This is a genomic window from Baekduia sp. (genome assembly GCF_035318805.1).
Lineage (GTDB): Bacteria > Actinomycetota > Thermoleophilia > Solirubrobacterales > Solirubrobacteraceae > Baekduia.
The window spans coordinates 41,099-55,623 of record NZ_DATHDY010000080.1 but is presented as its reverse complement, the minus strand read 5'-3'; the positions used below and the strand labels follow the sequence as shown (position 1 = coordinate 55,623).

14 protein-coding genes are annotated in these 14,525 nt (G+C 70.6%); all 14 read right to left on the bottom strand.

Annotation, left to right across the window (positions count from 1 at the left end; all coding sequences use genetic code 11):
* Positions 1 to 92 precede the first annotated feature (92 nt).
* The 14 genes from VK501_RS18205 to VK501_RS18140 all read right to left on the bottom strand — a co-directional run bounded on the left by VK501_RS18205 (position 93) and on the right by VK501_RS18140 (position 14,493).
* A complete protein-coding gene (locus tag VK501_RS18205; protein ID WP_324339840.1) occupies positions 93 to 347 on the bottom strand; it encodes a hypothetical protein in 255 nt (84 codons plus the stop codon).
* A 1-nt stretch (position 348) separates the two neighbouring features.
* The gene (locus VK501_RS18200) at positions 349 to 1,116 is read right to left on the bottom strand and encodes an ABC transporter ATP-binding protein (protein WP_324339838.1); all 768 of its coding nucleotides are present in this window, start codon (positions 1,114 to 1,116) and stop codon (positions 349 to 351) included.
* On the bottom strand, positions 1,116 to 1,868 hold the full coding sequence (locus VK501_RS18195) for an ABC transporter ATP-binding protein (RefSeq protein WP_349261032.1): 753 nt from the start codon (positions 1,866 to 1,868) through the stop codon (positions 1,116 to 1,118). The genes VK501_RS18200 and VK501_RS18195 overlap by 1 nt, the downstream gene beginning before the upstream one ends.
* A 65-nt stretch (positions 1,869 to 1,933) precedes the next feature.
* Positions 1,934 to 3,166, bottom strand: a complete 1,233-nt coding sequence (locus tag VK501_RS18190; RefSeq protein WP_324339835.1) for a branched-chain amino acid ABC transporter permease — start codon at positions 3,164 to 3,166, stop codon at positions 1,934 to 1,936.
* Entirely contained in the window at positions 3,163 to 4,221 is a 1,059-nt protein-coding gene (locus VK501_RS18185; RefSeq protein ID WP_324339834.1) for a branched-chain amino acid ABC transporter permease, read from the bottom strand. The genes VK501_RS18190 and VK501_RS18185 overlap by 4 nt, the downstream gene beginning before the upstream one ends.
* Positions 4,222 to 4,296: 75 nt before the next feature.
* Complete coding sequence (locus VK501_RS18180) at positions 4,297 to 5,424, bottom strand: branched-chain amino acid ABC transporter substrate-binding protein (RefSeq protein ID WP_324339833.1); 1,128 nt, start codon at positions 5,422 to 5,424, stop codon at positions 4,297 to 4,299.
* 424 nt (positions 5,425 to 5,848) lie between these two features.
* Complete coding sequence (locus VK501_RS18175) at positions 5,849 to 6,013, bottom strand: hypothetical protein (RefSeq protein ID WP_324339831.1); 165 nt, start codon at positions 6,011 to 6,013, stop codon at positions 5,849 to 5,851.
* Between the two features lie 13 nt (positions 6,014 to 6,026).
* Positions 6,027 to 6,815, bottom strand: a complete 789-nt coding sequence (trpA, locus tag VK501_RS18170) for a tryptophan synthase subunit alpha (protein ID WP_324339829.1) — start codon at positions 6,813 to 6,815, stop codon at positions 6,027 to 6,029.
* A gap of 37 nt (positions 6,816 to 6,852) precedes the next feature.
* A complete protein-coding gene (gene trpB / locus VK501_RS18165; RefSeq protein WP_324339827.1) occupies positions 6,853 to 8,019 on the bottom strand; it encodes a tryptophan synthase subunit beta in 1,167 nt (388 codons plus the stop codon).
* A 148-nt stretch (positions 8,020 to 8,167) separates the two neighbouring features.
* Positions 8,168 to 8,932 carry a phosphoribosylanthranilate isomerase gene (locus tag VK501_RS18160; RefSeq protein ID WP_324339825.1) on the bottom strand — a complete coding sequence of 255 codons (765 nt, stop codon included), beginning with the start codon at positions 8,930 to 8,932 and terminating at the stop codon, positions 8,168 to 8,170.
* Positions 8,933 to 9,029: 97 nt separating this feature from the next.
* Positions 9,030 to 10,259, bottom strand: a complete 1,230-nt coding sequence (locus tag VK501_RS18155; protein ID WP_324339823.1) for a S1C family serine protease — start codon at positions 10,257 to 10,259, stop codon at positions 9,030 to 9,032.
* Positions 10,260 to 10,351: 92 nt separating this feature from the next.
* On the bottom strand, positions 10,352 to 11,161 hold the full coding sequence (gene trpC / locus VK501_RS18150; RefSeq protein ID WP_324339821.1) for an indole-3-glycerol phosphate synthase TrpC: 810 nt from the start codon (positions 11,159 to 11,161) through the stop codon (positions 10,352 to 10,354).
* Positions 11,158 to 12,195, bottom strand: coding sequence for an anthranilate phosphoribosyltransferase (gene trpD / locus VK501_RS18145; RefSeq protein ID WP_324339819.1), 1,038 nt, complete (start codon positions 12,193 to 12,195; stop codon positions 11,158 to 11,160). The genes trpC and trpD overlap by 4 nt, the downstream gene beginning before the upstream one ends.
* Positions 12,196 to 12,228: 33 nt before the next feature.
* A complete protein-coding gene (locus tag VK501_RS18140) occupies positions 12,229 to 14,493 on the bottom strand; it encodes an SGNH/GDSL hydrolase family protein (protein ID WP_324339817.1) in 2,265 nt (754 codons plus the stop codon).
* Positions 14,494 to 14,525 lie beyond the last annotated feature (32 nt).

Below are 14,525 nucleotides of genomic sequence, written 5' to 3'. Positions count from 1 at the left end.
GAGGGACGACTGAACCGCGCATAGCGCGGTTGAGTCGTCCCTCGACGCCCGCAGTCAGGGCCCGCGGCCGGGCCCCGCAGCCCCGCAGGCCCTCAGGCCGTCGGACCCGCCGACTGCTCCTCGCGCGCCTTGCGCTGGGAGGCGATCGAGGTGGCCTTCGCCGGGACGATCAGCCAGATGATCACGCCGATGACGCTGAGGAGCAGGCCGCTGCCGAGCCCGACCTTCTCGCCGTAGCCCTTGCGGTTCGACAGTGCGCTCGCGGCCCAGGCGGACCCGAGCCAGAGGTAGAGCAGCCAGAAGGCCTTGGACCCGAGCGCGGCGGTGATGAAGAGCGATGCGGTCATGTCAGGTGCCCAGGTATGCGGCCTTGACGCGCTCGTCGTTGCGCAGCGCGGCCGACTTGTCGGTGAGTGCGACGGTCCCGGTCTCCAGGACGTAGCCGCGGGTGGAGACGTCGAGCGCGTAGTTCGCGTTCTGCTCCACGAGCAGGATCGTGACGCCCTGCTCGTTGATCTCCCGGATGATCTCGTAGATCTTGTCCACGATCACCGGGGCGAGGCCCAGCGACGGCTCGTCGAGGAGCAGCAGCTGGGGCTGCGCCATGAGCGCCCGCCCCATCGCGAGCATCTGCTGCTCGCCGCCCGACATCGTGCCGGCCTTCTGCTTCTCGCGCTCCTTCAGCCGCGGGAACATGTCGTAGACGCGGTCGATGTCGGTCTTGATGGCGGCGCCGTCCTTGCGGGTGAAGGCGCCCATCTCGAGGTTCTCGAGCACCGTCATGCGCGGGAAGATCCGCCGGCCCTCCGGCGAGTGGGCGATGCCCATGCCGGCGACCGTGTGCCCGGCGATGCCCGTGATGTCGCGGCCCTGGTAGTAGATGCTGCCCTCGCGCGGCGGCACGATCCCGGAGATCGAGCGCAGCGTGGTGGTCTTGCCGGCGCCGTTGGAGCCGATGAGCGTGACGATCTCGCCCTCGAACACCTCGAGCGTGATGCCCTTGAGCGCCTCGATCGCACCGTAGTACGTGTGGATGTCCTCGACGTGGAGGACCGGCGTCCTGCCGCCGCCCTCCCCGGCGGGCTCGGCCACGGGCACCTCAGGAGTCGTGTTCATCAGGCCTGGCTCCCGAGGTAGGCCTCGATGACCCGCGGGTTCTGGCGAACCTGCTGCGGGGTGCCCTCGGCGATCTTCTCGCCGTGGTCGAGGACGGTGATGTGGTCCGAGACGTTCATGACGACCTTCATGTCGTGCTCGATGAGCAGGATCGAGATGTCCTGCTCGGTCCGCAGGCGCTCCATGAGCGTCCGGAGCTCCTCGGACTCCTGCGGGTTCATGCCCGCCGTCGGCTCGTCGAGGAGCAGGAGCTTGGGATCGGACGCCAGCGCGCGGGCGATCTCGAGCCGGCGCTGATCGCCGTAGGGCAGGTTCATCGCCAGCTCGTCCATGCGCTTGAGCCCGACGAACTTGAGGATCTCCCGTGCCCGCTCGCGCGCGGCCTTCTCCTCCTTGCGCACGAACGGGGTGCGCAGGATCATCCCGGTCACGCGCGAGCGCAGGCGCGGGTGCATCCCGACCTGGACGTTCTCGGTGGCCGTCATGGTGCGGAACAGCTTGATGTTCTGGAACGTGCGGGCGATGCCGGCCTGCGTGACGAGGTCGGGCCGCTTGGCGGTGATGTCGGAGCCGTCGAAGTTCACCCGGCCCGTCGTCGGGCGGTAGAGCCCGGTCAGGCAGTTGAAGAACGTCGTCTTCCCGGCGCCGTTGGGACCGATGAGCGACACGATGGCCTTGTGCGGCACGACGAAGTTCACGTCGTTGACCGCCACGAGGCCACCGAACACCTTCGAGACGCCCGTGACGTCCATCAGCGTCTCGCCGACGGGCGGCGAGGAGGCGATGGCGGCGGTGCCGCCGGACTGCTGCTGGTCGCTCACCGGCGCACCTCGTACATCTGGGACATGTCGCCGACGGCGCCGGTGTCTTCGGCGCCCTCGATCTCCGCCTCGTGGAACTCGAGTCTCCGCCGCCCGGACGGGATCAGGCCCTCGGGCCTCAGCACCATCATGATCAGCAGGAAGAATCCGAAGATCCCGAACGAGATCGCGGTCACGTCGAAGCCCAGCGGCTCGGACAGGTTGTTGAGCTGCGGCAGCCCGTACCGGTTCATCATCGACAGCGCGACCGCGCCGACGATCACGCCCCAGATGTTGCCCATGCCTCCGACGATCACCATCGCGAGGATGAACACCGAGAAGCCGAACTCGAACTGGTCGACGTTGACGGTGTTGTTGTAGGTGCCCAGGAACACACCGGCGAAGCCGCCGAACGCGGCGCCGATCGCATAGGCCCACAGCTTCGTCCGCACGAGGTTGATGCCCATGGACGCGGCCGCGACCTCGTCCTCGCGGACGGCGATCCAGGCCCGGCCCAGGCGCGAGTCGCGCAGCCGCCGGTTCACGAAGATCGTGAACAGCACCATGCCGAGGGCCACCCAGTACGCGGGTTTGAGGTTCGCGTCCGAATAGAGCAGGTCGTGCGACCAGGGCAGGTTGATCTTGTCGATCGGCGTGATGCCCTGGCGGCCGTGCGAGAAGTCGGTCGAGCCGATCCCGAACAGGCCGCTGGTGCTGTTCTCGAACACGCGCGGGACGATCTCGCCGAACGCGAGCGTCACGATCGCCAGGTAGTCGCCGCGCAGCCGCAGCGTCGGGGCGCCGAGCAGCACGCCCCACATCGCGGTGATCGCCATCGCGATGAAGATCACGATGAAGAAGTTGATGTGGATGCCGGCGATGTCGAGCTTGCCGCCGCTCAGCTTGGGCTGGAACGTCGCGCGGTCGCTGGCGAGGATGTGGATGCCCTTGCCCCCGTTGACGTCGGGGAACTGCTGCGATCCGAACCACCCGATGACGAACGCGCCGATGGCGTAGAACGCCACGTAGCCGAGGTCGAGCAGGCCGGCGAAGCCGACGACGATGTTCAGGCCCAGGGCCATGATCACGTAGGCCAGGGTCTGCGTCGAGGCGTCCAGGAACGAGCCGGAGCCGACCAGGTACGGGAACACGACCGCGGCGGCCAGCAGGACGGCGGCGAACAGCCAGCCCGGTACCAGGCCGGTGATCGCGTCACGGCCACTGCGTAGAGATGCCAGTGCTGCGCTCATCCCTCTCGCGTCTCCTCGCCGAAGAGTCCCTGCGGTCGGAACACCATCACCAGGATCAGGATCCCGAACACGACGGCCGGGGTCCAGGCCTCGCCGAGCGGCAGGCCGAGGAAGTCGCCCCCGTCCGACACCGCCTGGATGACGCCGATGATCAGGCCGCCGACGACGGCGCCCTTGAGGTTGCCGATGCCGCCCATGACCGCCGCCGTGAAGGCGATCAGCCCCGCGGTGAAGCCCATGTTGAAGCGGACCGTCAGGTTGTACAGCGCGTAGATCAGGCCGGCGGCGCCGGCCATCAGGCCGCCGAGCAGGAAGGTCAGGCTGATGGTGCGGTCGACGTCGATGCCCATCAGGCGCGCGGCGTCGGGGTCCTGTGCGGTGGCGCGCATCGCCTTGCCGTACTTGGTCGACCCGACGAACCAGAGCAGGCCGATCAGCAGCGGCACGGTGATGACGACCGCGAAGACGTCGGAGTGCAGCACGTCGACGTCGAAGATCGTGAAGTAGACCGAGTGCGACCCGATGAGGTCCGGCACCTGGTCGGGCGTCGGGCGCCAGAGGAGGCCGACGTTCTGCAGGATGAAGCTCATCCCGATCGCGGTGATCAGCGGCGCCAGCTTGGGCGCGTTGCGCAGCGGCCGGTAGGCCGCGCGCTCGATCAGCACGTTCAGGGTGGCGCTGGCCGTCATCGAGAGGAAGAGGAACGCGACGATCGAGACGACGATCAGCGCGAGGCCCGTCTGCTCGGTCACGCCGAAGGTCTGCCAGAGCGACAGCGAGACGAACGCGCCGATCATGAAGACCTCGCCGTGGGCGAAGTTGATGAGCTCGACGATGCCGTAGACCAGCGTGTAGCCGAGCGCGATCAGCGCCCACACCATGCCGTTCGACAGGCCCGTCTTGACGTTCTCGAGGGTGCCGGTGGGGTCGTAGATGAACTGCGCCAGCAACGCTCCGAACAGGAGCAGCGGCAGCGCGTAGGCGTTGAGCACGTCGCCGACCTTGCGCGCCGGAGGCGGCGCGGAGGCGGTCTCTGTGATGGATGCGGCTTCCATGGTGTGGGGGTCGCAGGGGCACGATGCGGCGGTGCCGGCCGGGACTCAGCGCCCCGGCCGGCGGTGCCGCATGGCCTAGCTCGTGGCTGCCTTGATCACCTTGTCGAAGGTGAGCTTGCCGCCTTCGATCCGGTTTCCACCGTAATCCGAGAGCGTCGTGTCGCCGTTCTCGTCGATCGAGTAGGTACCGAGGACCGACTCGCGGTTCTTGATCTTGTAGAACGCGTCGATGACCGCCTGGCGGTCGTTGCCCTTGTCACCGGCGTCCTTGATGGCCTGGAGCGCGATGCTCATGGCCTCGTACCCGTAGATCGCGTACGGCTCCGGATCGGCGCCGTACTTGGCCTTGTACTCCTTGAAGAAGTCCTGGCCCGACTGCGGGTAGAGCTTCGGATCGAGGGTCGGGTTGGTGATGAACGTCGCCTTCTCCGCCTTCGCTCCGATCTTCTCGCTGAACGCCGACTCCGCGACGCCGTCGGGGCCGAACAGCTTGGCCGACGGCAGCGACGCGTTGAGGTCCTTCCACAGCTGCACCGCGTTGTTCTGCGTGATGCCGCCGAAGAAGATGCAGTCAGCACCCTTCGACTTGATGGTGCCGGCCAGCGCGCGGTAGTTCGCGGCCTTGGGGTCGATGCCGTCGTTGCCCAGCACGGTCAGGCCGGCGGCCTTCGCGAGCGGGACGACCTGATCGGCCAGACCCTTGCCGTAGACCTCCTTGTCGTTCAGGATGTACAGCTTCGTGCAGCCGTTGTCCTTCTGGTACGTGACCTGCGCCGCCGCCTGGATGTGGTCGGCGGGCACGACGCGCCCGTAGGTCCGCTTGCCGGACGGGTAGTACTTGTCCGGCTCGCCCTTGTCGGCGCCCTTGGAGCGCGTCAGGCCGACGGCCGTGTTCGACGGAGAGACCTGCAGGATCCCGGCCTCGTTGAGGATCGGGATCGAGATCGCCGAGGCGCCTGAGTTGAACTCACCCAGGTAGGCGATCGTGGACTTGTCCTGAGCCGCCTTGCGGGCATCGCCCGACGTGGCGCCCGGGTCCCACTTGCCGGCCGCCGCCGTGGCGTCGTCCATCTTCTTGTAGTTGATCGTGAACTTGCCCACCTTGCCGCCGGCCTTCTCGAGGGCGAGTTGCTCGCCGTTGTTCACCGAGACGGACTGCGGCCGCGAGTCACCCTGAAGCGGGAGGCTCGAATAGATGGTCAACTGGGTGGAGCCGGTATCCCCGCTACCGGAGCTCCCGCCGCTGCTGTCGCTCTTGTTGTCGCTGCCACAGGCAGCGACTCCGAACGACAGCGCGGCCAACAAGCAGCCCGAAGCTGCCACATGACGTACGCGCAACGTGTCCCCTCCTCAAGGGATCGATTCCGGAGAGAGCGCGAGTCTAAACAGGGTCATGGACGCAGCGCAATGGTCACCCCTCCACACCACAAGATGGAAATGTGGCTTGACCACCGTAAAGGCGTGCCGAACCGCGCCCTCAGGGGCGATTCGTACCCCCGGTTACGCTCCCGCGAAGGATGCGTGAGGAGCGGCAGGAGACCGTGTCGCTATCGCGACTGGGGACCCACCTCCGGCGGCGACGGCTGGCCGTCGTGGGCCTCGGCCTCGCTGGCCGCCTACGGCACCCCTAGCGCTGGCGCTTGCCGGGCGAGAAGCGGCCCAGCATGGAGATCGTCACGGCGACGACCATGATCAGTCCGGCGACCAGGAAGGAGTCGAGGGCCTTCGCGCCGAGCGCCCAGCCGACGATCCAGAGGGCGAGCGCGGCGACGATTGCGTAGGCGAGTGACATGAGAAGCGGGATCCTAGCGCGCGAGCGCGGCGGAGAACCCGGAGACCAGCTCGCCGACCGCCGCCGCCGGATCGTCGGATTCCGCGGCCGCGCGCACGAGCCGGCTGCCGACGATCACGCCGTCGGCGCCGGCGTCGGCGGCCTGCGCCGCCTGCTCCGGCGAGGCGATGCCGAACCCGAGCGCGACGGGCACGTCGGTGTGGGCCTTGGTGCGCTCGATGACCGCGCCGAACTGGTCGGAGAGCGCCGCGCGCTCGCCGGTCGTGCCGACGACCGAGACGGTGTAGACGAAGCCGCGGGCGCGGGCGCCGATCGCGGCGAGCCGCTCGTCGGGCGTCGTGGGCGCGACCAGCGGGACGAGCGCGATGCCCGCGGCGTCGCACGCGCTCAGCAGCGCGCCCGACTCCTCCATCGGCAGGTCGGGGACGATCAGGCCGCTGGCGCCCGCCTCCGCCAGCGCCGCGGCGAAGCCCTCGGGGCCGCGGGCGAAGACGAGGTTGGCGTAGAGCATCACGACGATCGGCACGCGCTGCGACAGCGCGGCGCAGAGCTCCAGGACGCCCGCGACGGTGGCGCCGGCGCGCAGCGCCTCGGTCCCGGCCGCGTGGATGACGGGGCCGTCGGCCAGCGGGTCGGAGAACGGCACGCCGAGCTCGAGGACGTCGGCGCCGCCGTCGACGTAGGCCTCGCCGATCCGCAGCGACTCCTCCATCGTCGGGAAGCCGCCCATGAGGTAGGGCATGAGCGCCGCGCGCCCCTTGGCGTTGGCGAAGGCGTCGGCGATGCGCTGGGGTCCGTCCATGATCGGCGGCGAAGCCTACGCGGTCGGGTCCGGAGCCCTAGGCCGGGCGCGCGAGGACCTGCGCGAGGTCCTTGTCGCCGCGCCCGCTGAGGCACAGGACGTCGAGCTCGGACTCGGAGGGCTCGTGCAGCGCGTAGTACAGCGCGTGGCTGGTCTCCAGCGCCGGGATGATGCCCTCCAGGCGCGTGACCTCCTTGAAGGCCTCGACCGCCTGGTCGTCGGTGACCGCGACGTACCTGGCGCGCCCGGTGTCGCGCAGATGCGCGTGCTCGGGGCCGACGCCGGGGTAGTCCAGGCCGGCCGAGATCGAGTGGGCCTCGAGCACCTGGCCCTCGTCGTCCTGGAGGATCGCGCTGAGCGATCCGTGCAGGATCCCGGGCCGGCCACCGGCGGTCAGCGGCGCTCCGTGGCGGCCGTCGAGCCCCTCGCCCCCGGCCTCGACGCCCACCAGCTCGACGCGCTCGTCGGGGATGAAGGCCGCGAAGATGCCCATGGCGTTGGAGCCGCCGCCGACGCACGCCAGCACGCGGTCGGGCAGCCGGCCCTCGACCTCCAGCAGCTGGGAGCGCGCCTCGTCGCCGATGATCCGCTGCAGCTCGCGCACCATCGCCGGGTAGGGCGCCGGCCCGGCGACCGTGCCGAGCACGTAGTGCGTGGTGTCGACGTTGGTGACCCAGTCGCGGATCGCCTCCGAGGTCGCCTCCTTGAGGGTGCGCGAGCCCGCCGCCACGGGGACCACGGACGCGCCGAGCAGCTGCATCCGCTCCACGTTGGGCTTCTGGCGCTCGATGTCGATCTCGCCCATGTAGACCACGCACTCGAGGTCGAGCAGCGCGCAGGCGGTCGCGGTCGCGGTGCCGTGCGAGCCGGCGCCAGTCTCGGCGACGACGCGCGGCTTGCCCATGCGCTTGGCGAGCAGCGCCTGGCCGAGCGCGTTGTTGATCTTGTGCGCGCCGGTGTGGTTGAGGTCCTCGCGCTTGAGGTAGATCGAGCGGCCGGCGACCTCGGAGAGGCGCGCCGCGAGGTACAGCGGCGACGGGCGACCGACGTAGGTGCGCTGCAGGTGCTCGAGCTCGGCGCGGAACGCGGGATCCGACCAGGCGTCGAGCCAGACGCGCTGCAGGTCGCCCAGCGCCGGCATCAGCGTCTCGGGGACGTACTGGCCGCCGTAGGGCCCGAAGCGGATCTCCAGGCCGGTGGTCACGTGCGGTTCCCTTCTCCATCGCGAAGCGACGTCGTCACCTGCGGTTCCCGTCTCGATCGCGAAGCGACGTGGTCATGTGCGGTTCCCTTCTCCATCGCGAAGCGACGTCGTCACCTGCGGTTCCCTTCTCGATCGCGAAGCGACGTGGTCATGCGGTCGGCGCCTCGCTGCGCGCCGGCGGCCGGACGGGGCTGCCGCGGCCGGCGGGCGGCGCGGGCGGCGCGGCGGCGGCCTCGGAGGGACGCCGGGCGGCGGGCGGCGGCTCCTCGCCCTCGGCGGCCGTCGAGCGCACGGCCGCGGCGAAGGCCGCGACCTTGTCAGGGTCCTTGACGCCCGGCGAGGCCTCGACGCCGCTGGCGACGTCGACCGCGAACGGATGGACCTTCTCGATGGCCTGCACCACGTTCTCGGGCGTGAGGCCGCCGCTGAGGATCAGCGGCACCTTCGAGTAGCGGCGGCTGACCATGTCCCAGTCGAACGTCTCCCCCGTGCCGCCGCGCAGGCCGTCGCGATGCGTGTCGAGGAGATGGAAGTCGGTGCGGAACGCCTGGATCGCCACGACGTCGGACGCCAGGCGCACCGACTGCGCCTTGACGACCTTGGCGCCGGTGCGACGCGCGACCTCGTTGGCGTAGGCCGGACCCTCGTCGCCGTGCAGCTGGATGAGGCTGAGGCCGATCGTGTCGGCCAGGCGCTCGACCTCGTCGAGCGACTGGTTGACGAACACGCCGGCGATCTCGACCTGGCGGCGCAGCTGCCGCGCGATGCGCGCGCCCTCGGCCGGGTCGGCGGCGCGCTGCGACTCGGGCCACAGGATCAGGCCGATCGCCCAGGCGTCGTTCTCGACGGCCAGCTCGGCGTCGGACAGGCTGGTGATGCCGCAGAACTTGATGCGGGGAACGCGATAGGCCACACGTCCATCTTAGGTTGAAGGAGTGCGCGACCGCGCGAGCGAGCCCCTGGGCGAGCCTCGCGCCCGGAACCTCGCCCTCTGGGCGAGCGTTCCGCGACTACCCGGTCTGCAGCGTCGCCGGGCGCTTGCCCAGCGTGACGGTCACCGTCTTGGTGGCCTTCTTGCGAATGATCTGCATCTTGACCTTGTCGCCCGGCTTGTGGCCCGCGACGAGCTGGGCGAGCTGGTCGCTGGACGTGATGTCCTTGCCGTCGACCTTGGTGATGATGTCGCCGCCGAGCACGACGGTGTCGCTGGAGCTCTGGCCCTGGAGCTGGGCCTGCAGGTTGCCGGCCTGGAGGCCCGCCTGCTCGGCCGGGCTGCCCTGCTCGACGCTTTGGACGAGCGCGCCGTGGTTCACCGGGAGGTCGAGCGCGTCGAGCTGGCCGTCGATGGTCAGCGACGTCACGCCGAGGTAGGCCCGCTGGACGGTCTTGCCGTTCTTGAGGCTGTCGAGGATCTGCTTGGCGGTGTCGATCGGCACCGCGAAGCCGATGCCGACGTTGCCCTGCGAGCCGTTGCCGCCGGTCTCGATCTGCGAGTTGATGCCGATGACGCGGCCGGCGGCGTCGATCAGCGGGCCACCCGAGTTGCCGGGGTTGATCGCGGCGTCGGTCTGGATGACGTCCTTGATCGCGAAGCCGTTGGGCGCCTGGATCTGGCGCTGCAGGGCGCTGACGACGCCAGTGGTCAGCGTGCGATCCAGGCCGAACGGGTTGCCGATGGCGATCGTCGGGTCGCCGACGTGCACGTCCCTGGACGACCCGAGCGGCAGCGCCTTGAGATCCAGGCCCTCGGGATCGACCTTCAGCAGCGCGAGATCGGTCGAGGGGTCCTTGCCGACGACCTTGGCGGTCACCGTCTTCTTGTCGGCGAACTGGACGGTGACCGAGCCGTCGGTCGCGCCGTCGATGACATGGTTGTTGGTGAGGATGTCGCCGCTGTTGTCGATGACGAAGCCCGAGCCGGTGGCCTCGCTCTTCTGCGTCCCGCCGAACGGATCGAACGGGTTGTCGGTCTGCTGCGTGATCTCCGAGCGGACGAACACGACGCCCGGCGCGTAGCGCTGGTAGATGTCGGCGGCGGTCAGGCCCTCGTCGACGTTGGAGCGGCTGGTGGCGTTGGCGCCGGCCGACGCGATGGCCGGCTGGCGGATCACCGTCGTCGTGTGCTTGTCGCCGCCGGCGACGAAGGTCGTCACCCCGGCGGCGACCCCTCCGCCCAGCAGGGCGGCGACGACGAGCGGCACGACGATGGACTTCGAGTTGGGGGCGGGCGGCTGGCTCATACGGGGCTCAGGCTCCTCAGCATCGCTGAAGCAATGCTGAAGTGGTTCTAAATCTTGCTAAAGCCGCCGGGCGACGCTGGACGGACGGCGCATCAGAGCGCGTCTTCGGCGGCGTGTCCGCCGTGCCCGGCGAGATCGCGCAGAGCGGTCTCGGGCTCGGGCGCGCGCATCAGCGTCTCGCCGATGAGGACGGCGTCGACGCCGACCCGCTCGAGCTCCTCGATCTGCGCGCGCGTGTGGAAGCCCGACTCCGACACCACGGTCTTGCCGGCCGGCACGTCGCTCAGCAACTCGTAGGTGCGCTCGACGTCCACGGAGAAGTCGGTGAGATTGCGGTTGTTGATGCCGATGACGTCCGCATCGACGATCTCGAGCGCCGCGCTCAGCTCGGCCTCGTCGTGGACCTCCACGAGCACGTCGAGGTCCAGCGCCAGCGCCTCGTGGTGCAGCGCGGCCAGGTCGTCGGGCTCCAGCGCCGCGACGATCAGCAGGATCGCGTCCGCGCCGGCCACCGCCGACTCGTAGACCTGGTAGGCGTCGACCATGAAGTCCTTGCGCAGGATCGGCAGCGCGGTCGCCCCGCGCGCCTCCTCCAGGTCGGCGAGCGTGCCGCCGAAGTGCGGGCCCTCGGTCAGCACCGACAGCGCGGCGGCGCCGCCGCGCTCGTAGGCCTGGGCGATCTCGGTGACCGTCGCGCCCGCGCGGATCTCGCCCGCAGACGGCGAGCGCCGCTTGTGCTCGGCGATGATCGACACGCCGGGGCGCACGAGCGCCTCGGAGAACGGCCGCCCCTCCCGGTGTGGCTGCAGCCGCGCCTCGAGCTGCGCCAGCGGGATCTCCCGCCGGCGGCGGCGGACCTCGTCACGTGTGACGTCGACGATGCGTTCCAGGACGTTGGTCATGCTGCCTTCGGTGCCAGTTCCCCGCTGATGCGGACGTACTCCTCGAGCGTGCGGGCCGCTGCGCCCGAGGCGATGGTCTCCCGTGCCAGCTCCACGCCGGCCCGCAGATCGTCCACGGCACCCGCAGCGTAGATGGCCGCGCCCGCGTTGAGCAGCACGAGGTCCGCGTCGGGGCCTGCCCGTCCTTCGAAGATCGCCACCGTGGTCGCCGCGTTGGCGGCCGGGTCGCCGCCGCCGATCGCGTCCGGGGACGCCTCGGGCAGCCCCACGTCGGCCACCGCGACGTCGTAGCGGGTCAGCTCCTCGCCGTTGACCTCCACGACGTGCGTCGGTGCGGACGTGCTCATCTCGTCCAGGCCATCTGCTGAGGACACTACCAGCGCCCGGTCGCAGCCCAGGCGGGCCAGGGCGCCGGCGAGCGCGTCGAGGTAGGTGACGTCCGAGACGCCGATGAGCTGCCGGCGCGCCCCGGCCGGGTTGGTCAGCGGGCCGAGGAAGTTGAAGATCGTGCGCACGGCCAGCTCCTTGCGCACCGGGATGACCCAGCGCGTGGCCGCGTGATGGGCGGGCGCGAACATGAAGCCGAAGCCGATCTCGTCGATGCAGCGGCCGACCGCGGCGGGCGCCAGGTCGATGCGCGCGCCGAGCGCCTCGAGCACGTCGGCCGAGCCCGACAGGCCGGTCGCCGAGCGGTTGCCGTGCTTGGCGACGGCGCAGCCCGCTCCCGCGGCGACCAGCGCAGCGGTCGTCGAGACGTTGAACGTCCGCCGTCCGCCGCCCGTGCCCGCCGTGTCCAGGAGGTCGTGGCGGCGCGCCGGCACGCTGACGGCGAGCGAGCGCATGGTGGCGGCGAGCCCGGCGATCTCGTCGACGCTCTCCCCCTTCGTGCGCAAGGCGATGAGGAAGCCGGCGATCTCGGGCTCGCTCGCGTTGCCGGCCATGATCTCGGCGAGCACGTCCCCGGCCTGCTGCTGGCTGAGGTCGCGGCGGGAGGCCAGCGCGTCGATCGCTGCCGTGAGGACGTCGTTGGACATGGAAAGTGCGGAAGCCTAGAGGCTGCCGAGGCGTCAGGTCCCCACGGCGACGACTGCGCGCGGACCACCGCGCGTGCCGTCGGGGCGCCGGAGCACCAGCACGGGCGTCCCGCCCGCCCCCGCGGGCCCGACCGTCACGGTCGCCCGACCGCCCTGCTCGAGACCCAGTCCGGTGAAGCGGGCGTCGTAGGCGGAGGGGCCCTCGCCGGTGCGCAGGTAGAGCTCGGCGTCGGTCCCCGCGGTTCCGGCCACGCCCAGCACCTCACCTGATCTCAGCGAGGCGCCGAGGAGCTGCGCCACCCCCGGCGTGCTCGATCCGGCCAACTCGTCGGTCGGGTCGCCCAGCGCCGACGTGAGGCCGCGCAGCCCACGCTCCAGACGCAGCCTGGTCAGGCCGTCATCGCCGGTGTCGATGACGTCGCCGTCGCACGCGGCCGCGGTGACGTTGACGCCGAACCACTGCGCGCAGGCGCCTTCGAACCCGCCGGTGGATCCGGCGGCGCAGCTGGCTCGGCTGCACGACACGTCCTGTACCCACCGCGGGTTGCGGAAGCGGCTCTGCGCGCCGGGGCTCTGGACGTGGCGGCCCGGATCCCACACGCCCGGCCACCAGGCCCACCGTCCGACGGTGTCGACGCTCCCGGGCCGGCCGTTGCCGCCCCACCGCAGCCGGCCGTCGTGGTCGCGCTCCGGCCTCATCGACGACTGCTGCAGGCACGTCGGGATCAGGAGGTCGGGGTTGCCGCCGCGCCGGTTGCAGGACGTCGGATAGGTGGCATGGGTCCCGTCGGCCACGAAGACGTTGACGTGCCGGCCGTGGCGGCTGGACTCCGTCCCGCAGTTGCCGCGCAGCTCCACGCCGTCGCAGGTCAGCGTCGCTCGTAGGTAGCGCTGCACGCCCGTGTGCTGGGCGAAGGCGACCCAGTCGAAGGTCGTCAGGTCCTTGCGGTCGACGGCGACCGTGACGCCCTCCCAATCGGACTGGTGGTCCCAGGTCCCCGCGTCGGCGTCGTTGAAGCGGAAGTACCACCAGTAGTCGAGGTAGATGTCGTCCGGGTCCTGGCTGACGTGGACGTAGATCCGCTGCGGCGCGCACTCGGTCTCGCCGCAGCTGCGATCGGCGCTCGTGAAGCGGGCTCGGTCCAGGTCGCGCCGGCCGTCGATCTGCAGGAACCGCGACTGCTCGCCGGAAACGAGCTTGAGCCGGCTCAGCCAGGGGGCGTCCAGGACGTGCGGGCAGCCGGTGTCGTGTCCGGGCCGGCACGCGCGGTGCCAGCCCTCCTCGAGCATGCGCTCCACGTCGAGCGGCCGCCAGCGCTCGTGCGTGTCCAAGAGGAGCACGGGCTGGAAGCGGCGCGCGAGCTGGTCGACCACGCGGGCGCTCGGGGCGCCGCCGGTGCCCGAGCCGGTGCCGGCGTCGAGCGTCCGCTTCACGGCGCGCGCGAGCTGGCGGTAGCCGGCGGCCGTCGGATGGAACGCGGTCGTCGGGTTGCGGAACACCGTCTGCCAGGACTCGTTGTCGTCGAGGCCCGTGGGGACGTTGATCCAGTGGTCGCGCGTCGTGACCTCGTGGCCGTCGAAGGTCTCGCCCACGTCGGTGTAGATCGCACCCATGGTCGTGGCGACCCGCTGGATGGCGGCGTTGAGGCGCTGGGTCTTCTGGTTGAGGTAGACCATCTCGTCGGGCGTGATGCCCAGGGCGCTCGTGCCGACCGGGCGCGTCGGCCTGGCCGGGAACAGCCGCGGATAGCCGGTGACGACCAGCGCGGCCTGCGGGGCGGCCGCGTGGATGGCTTGGTAGACGGCCGGCAGCCGCGCCTCGACGTCGCCGATGTCCTGGTCGAGCTGATCGACGCCGCCGATCCGGTAGCTGCTTTGGCACGCCGTGACGATCCCGCACCGGATGAGCACGTCCTTGAACCCGGCGTCGTTGCCGCCCACGGTCAGCGTGACCACGCCGGGCGGGTCGTCGACGAGGTGCGAGATCTGGCTGCGCCGGCCGCGGGCCAGGTCGTCCTGGAGGACGTCGGCGATCACGGCGCCGCTGCACGCGACGTGGCGGTGATCCCACTGCCGGAAGTCGGCCAGCACGATGCCCCATGCGTCGTCGCTGAGGTCGCAGCCCTTGCTCGCGGGATCGTAGGGCGGCGCGCCTTCGCCTGCCGAGAACGAGTCCCCGAGCGCGGTGAGCGGTCCGTGCAGCTCGGCGGCGCGCGCGGCGGCGGGCGTCAGCGCCAGGCAGGCCGCCGCGAGGGCAAGTCCGGTGAGCCTGCGCGTTCGCTGTGCGGTGGTGACCATGGGCGGGCGATGACCGTACCCGTGATGGCCTC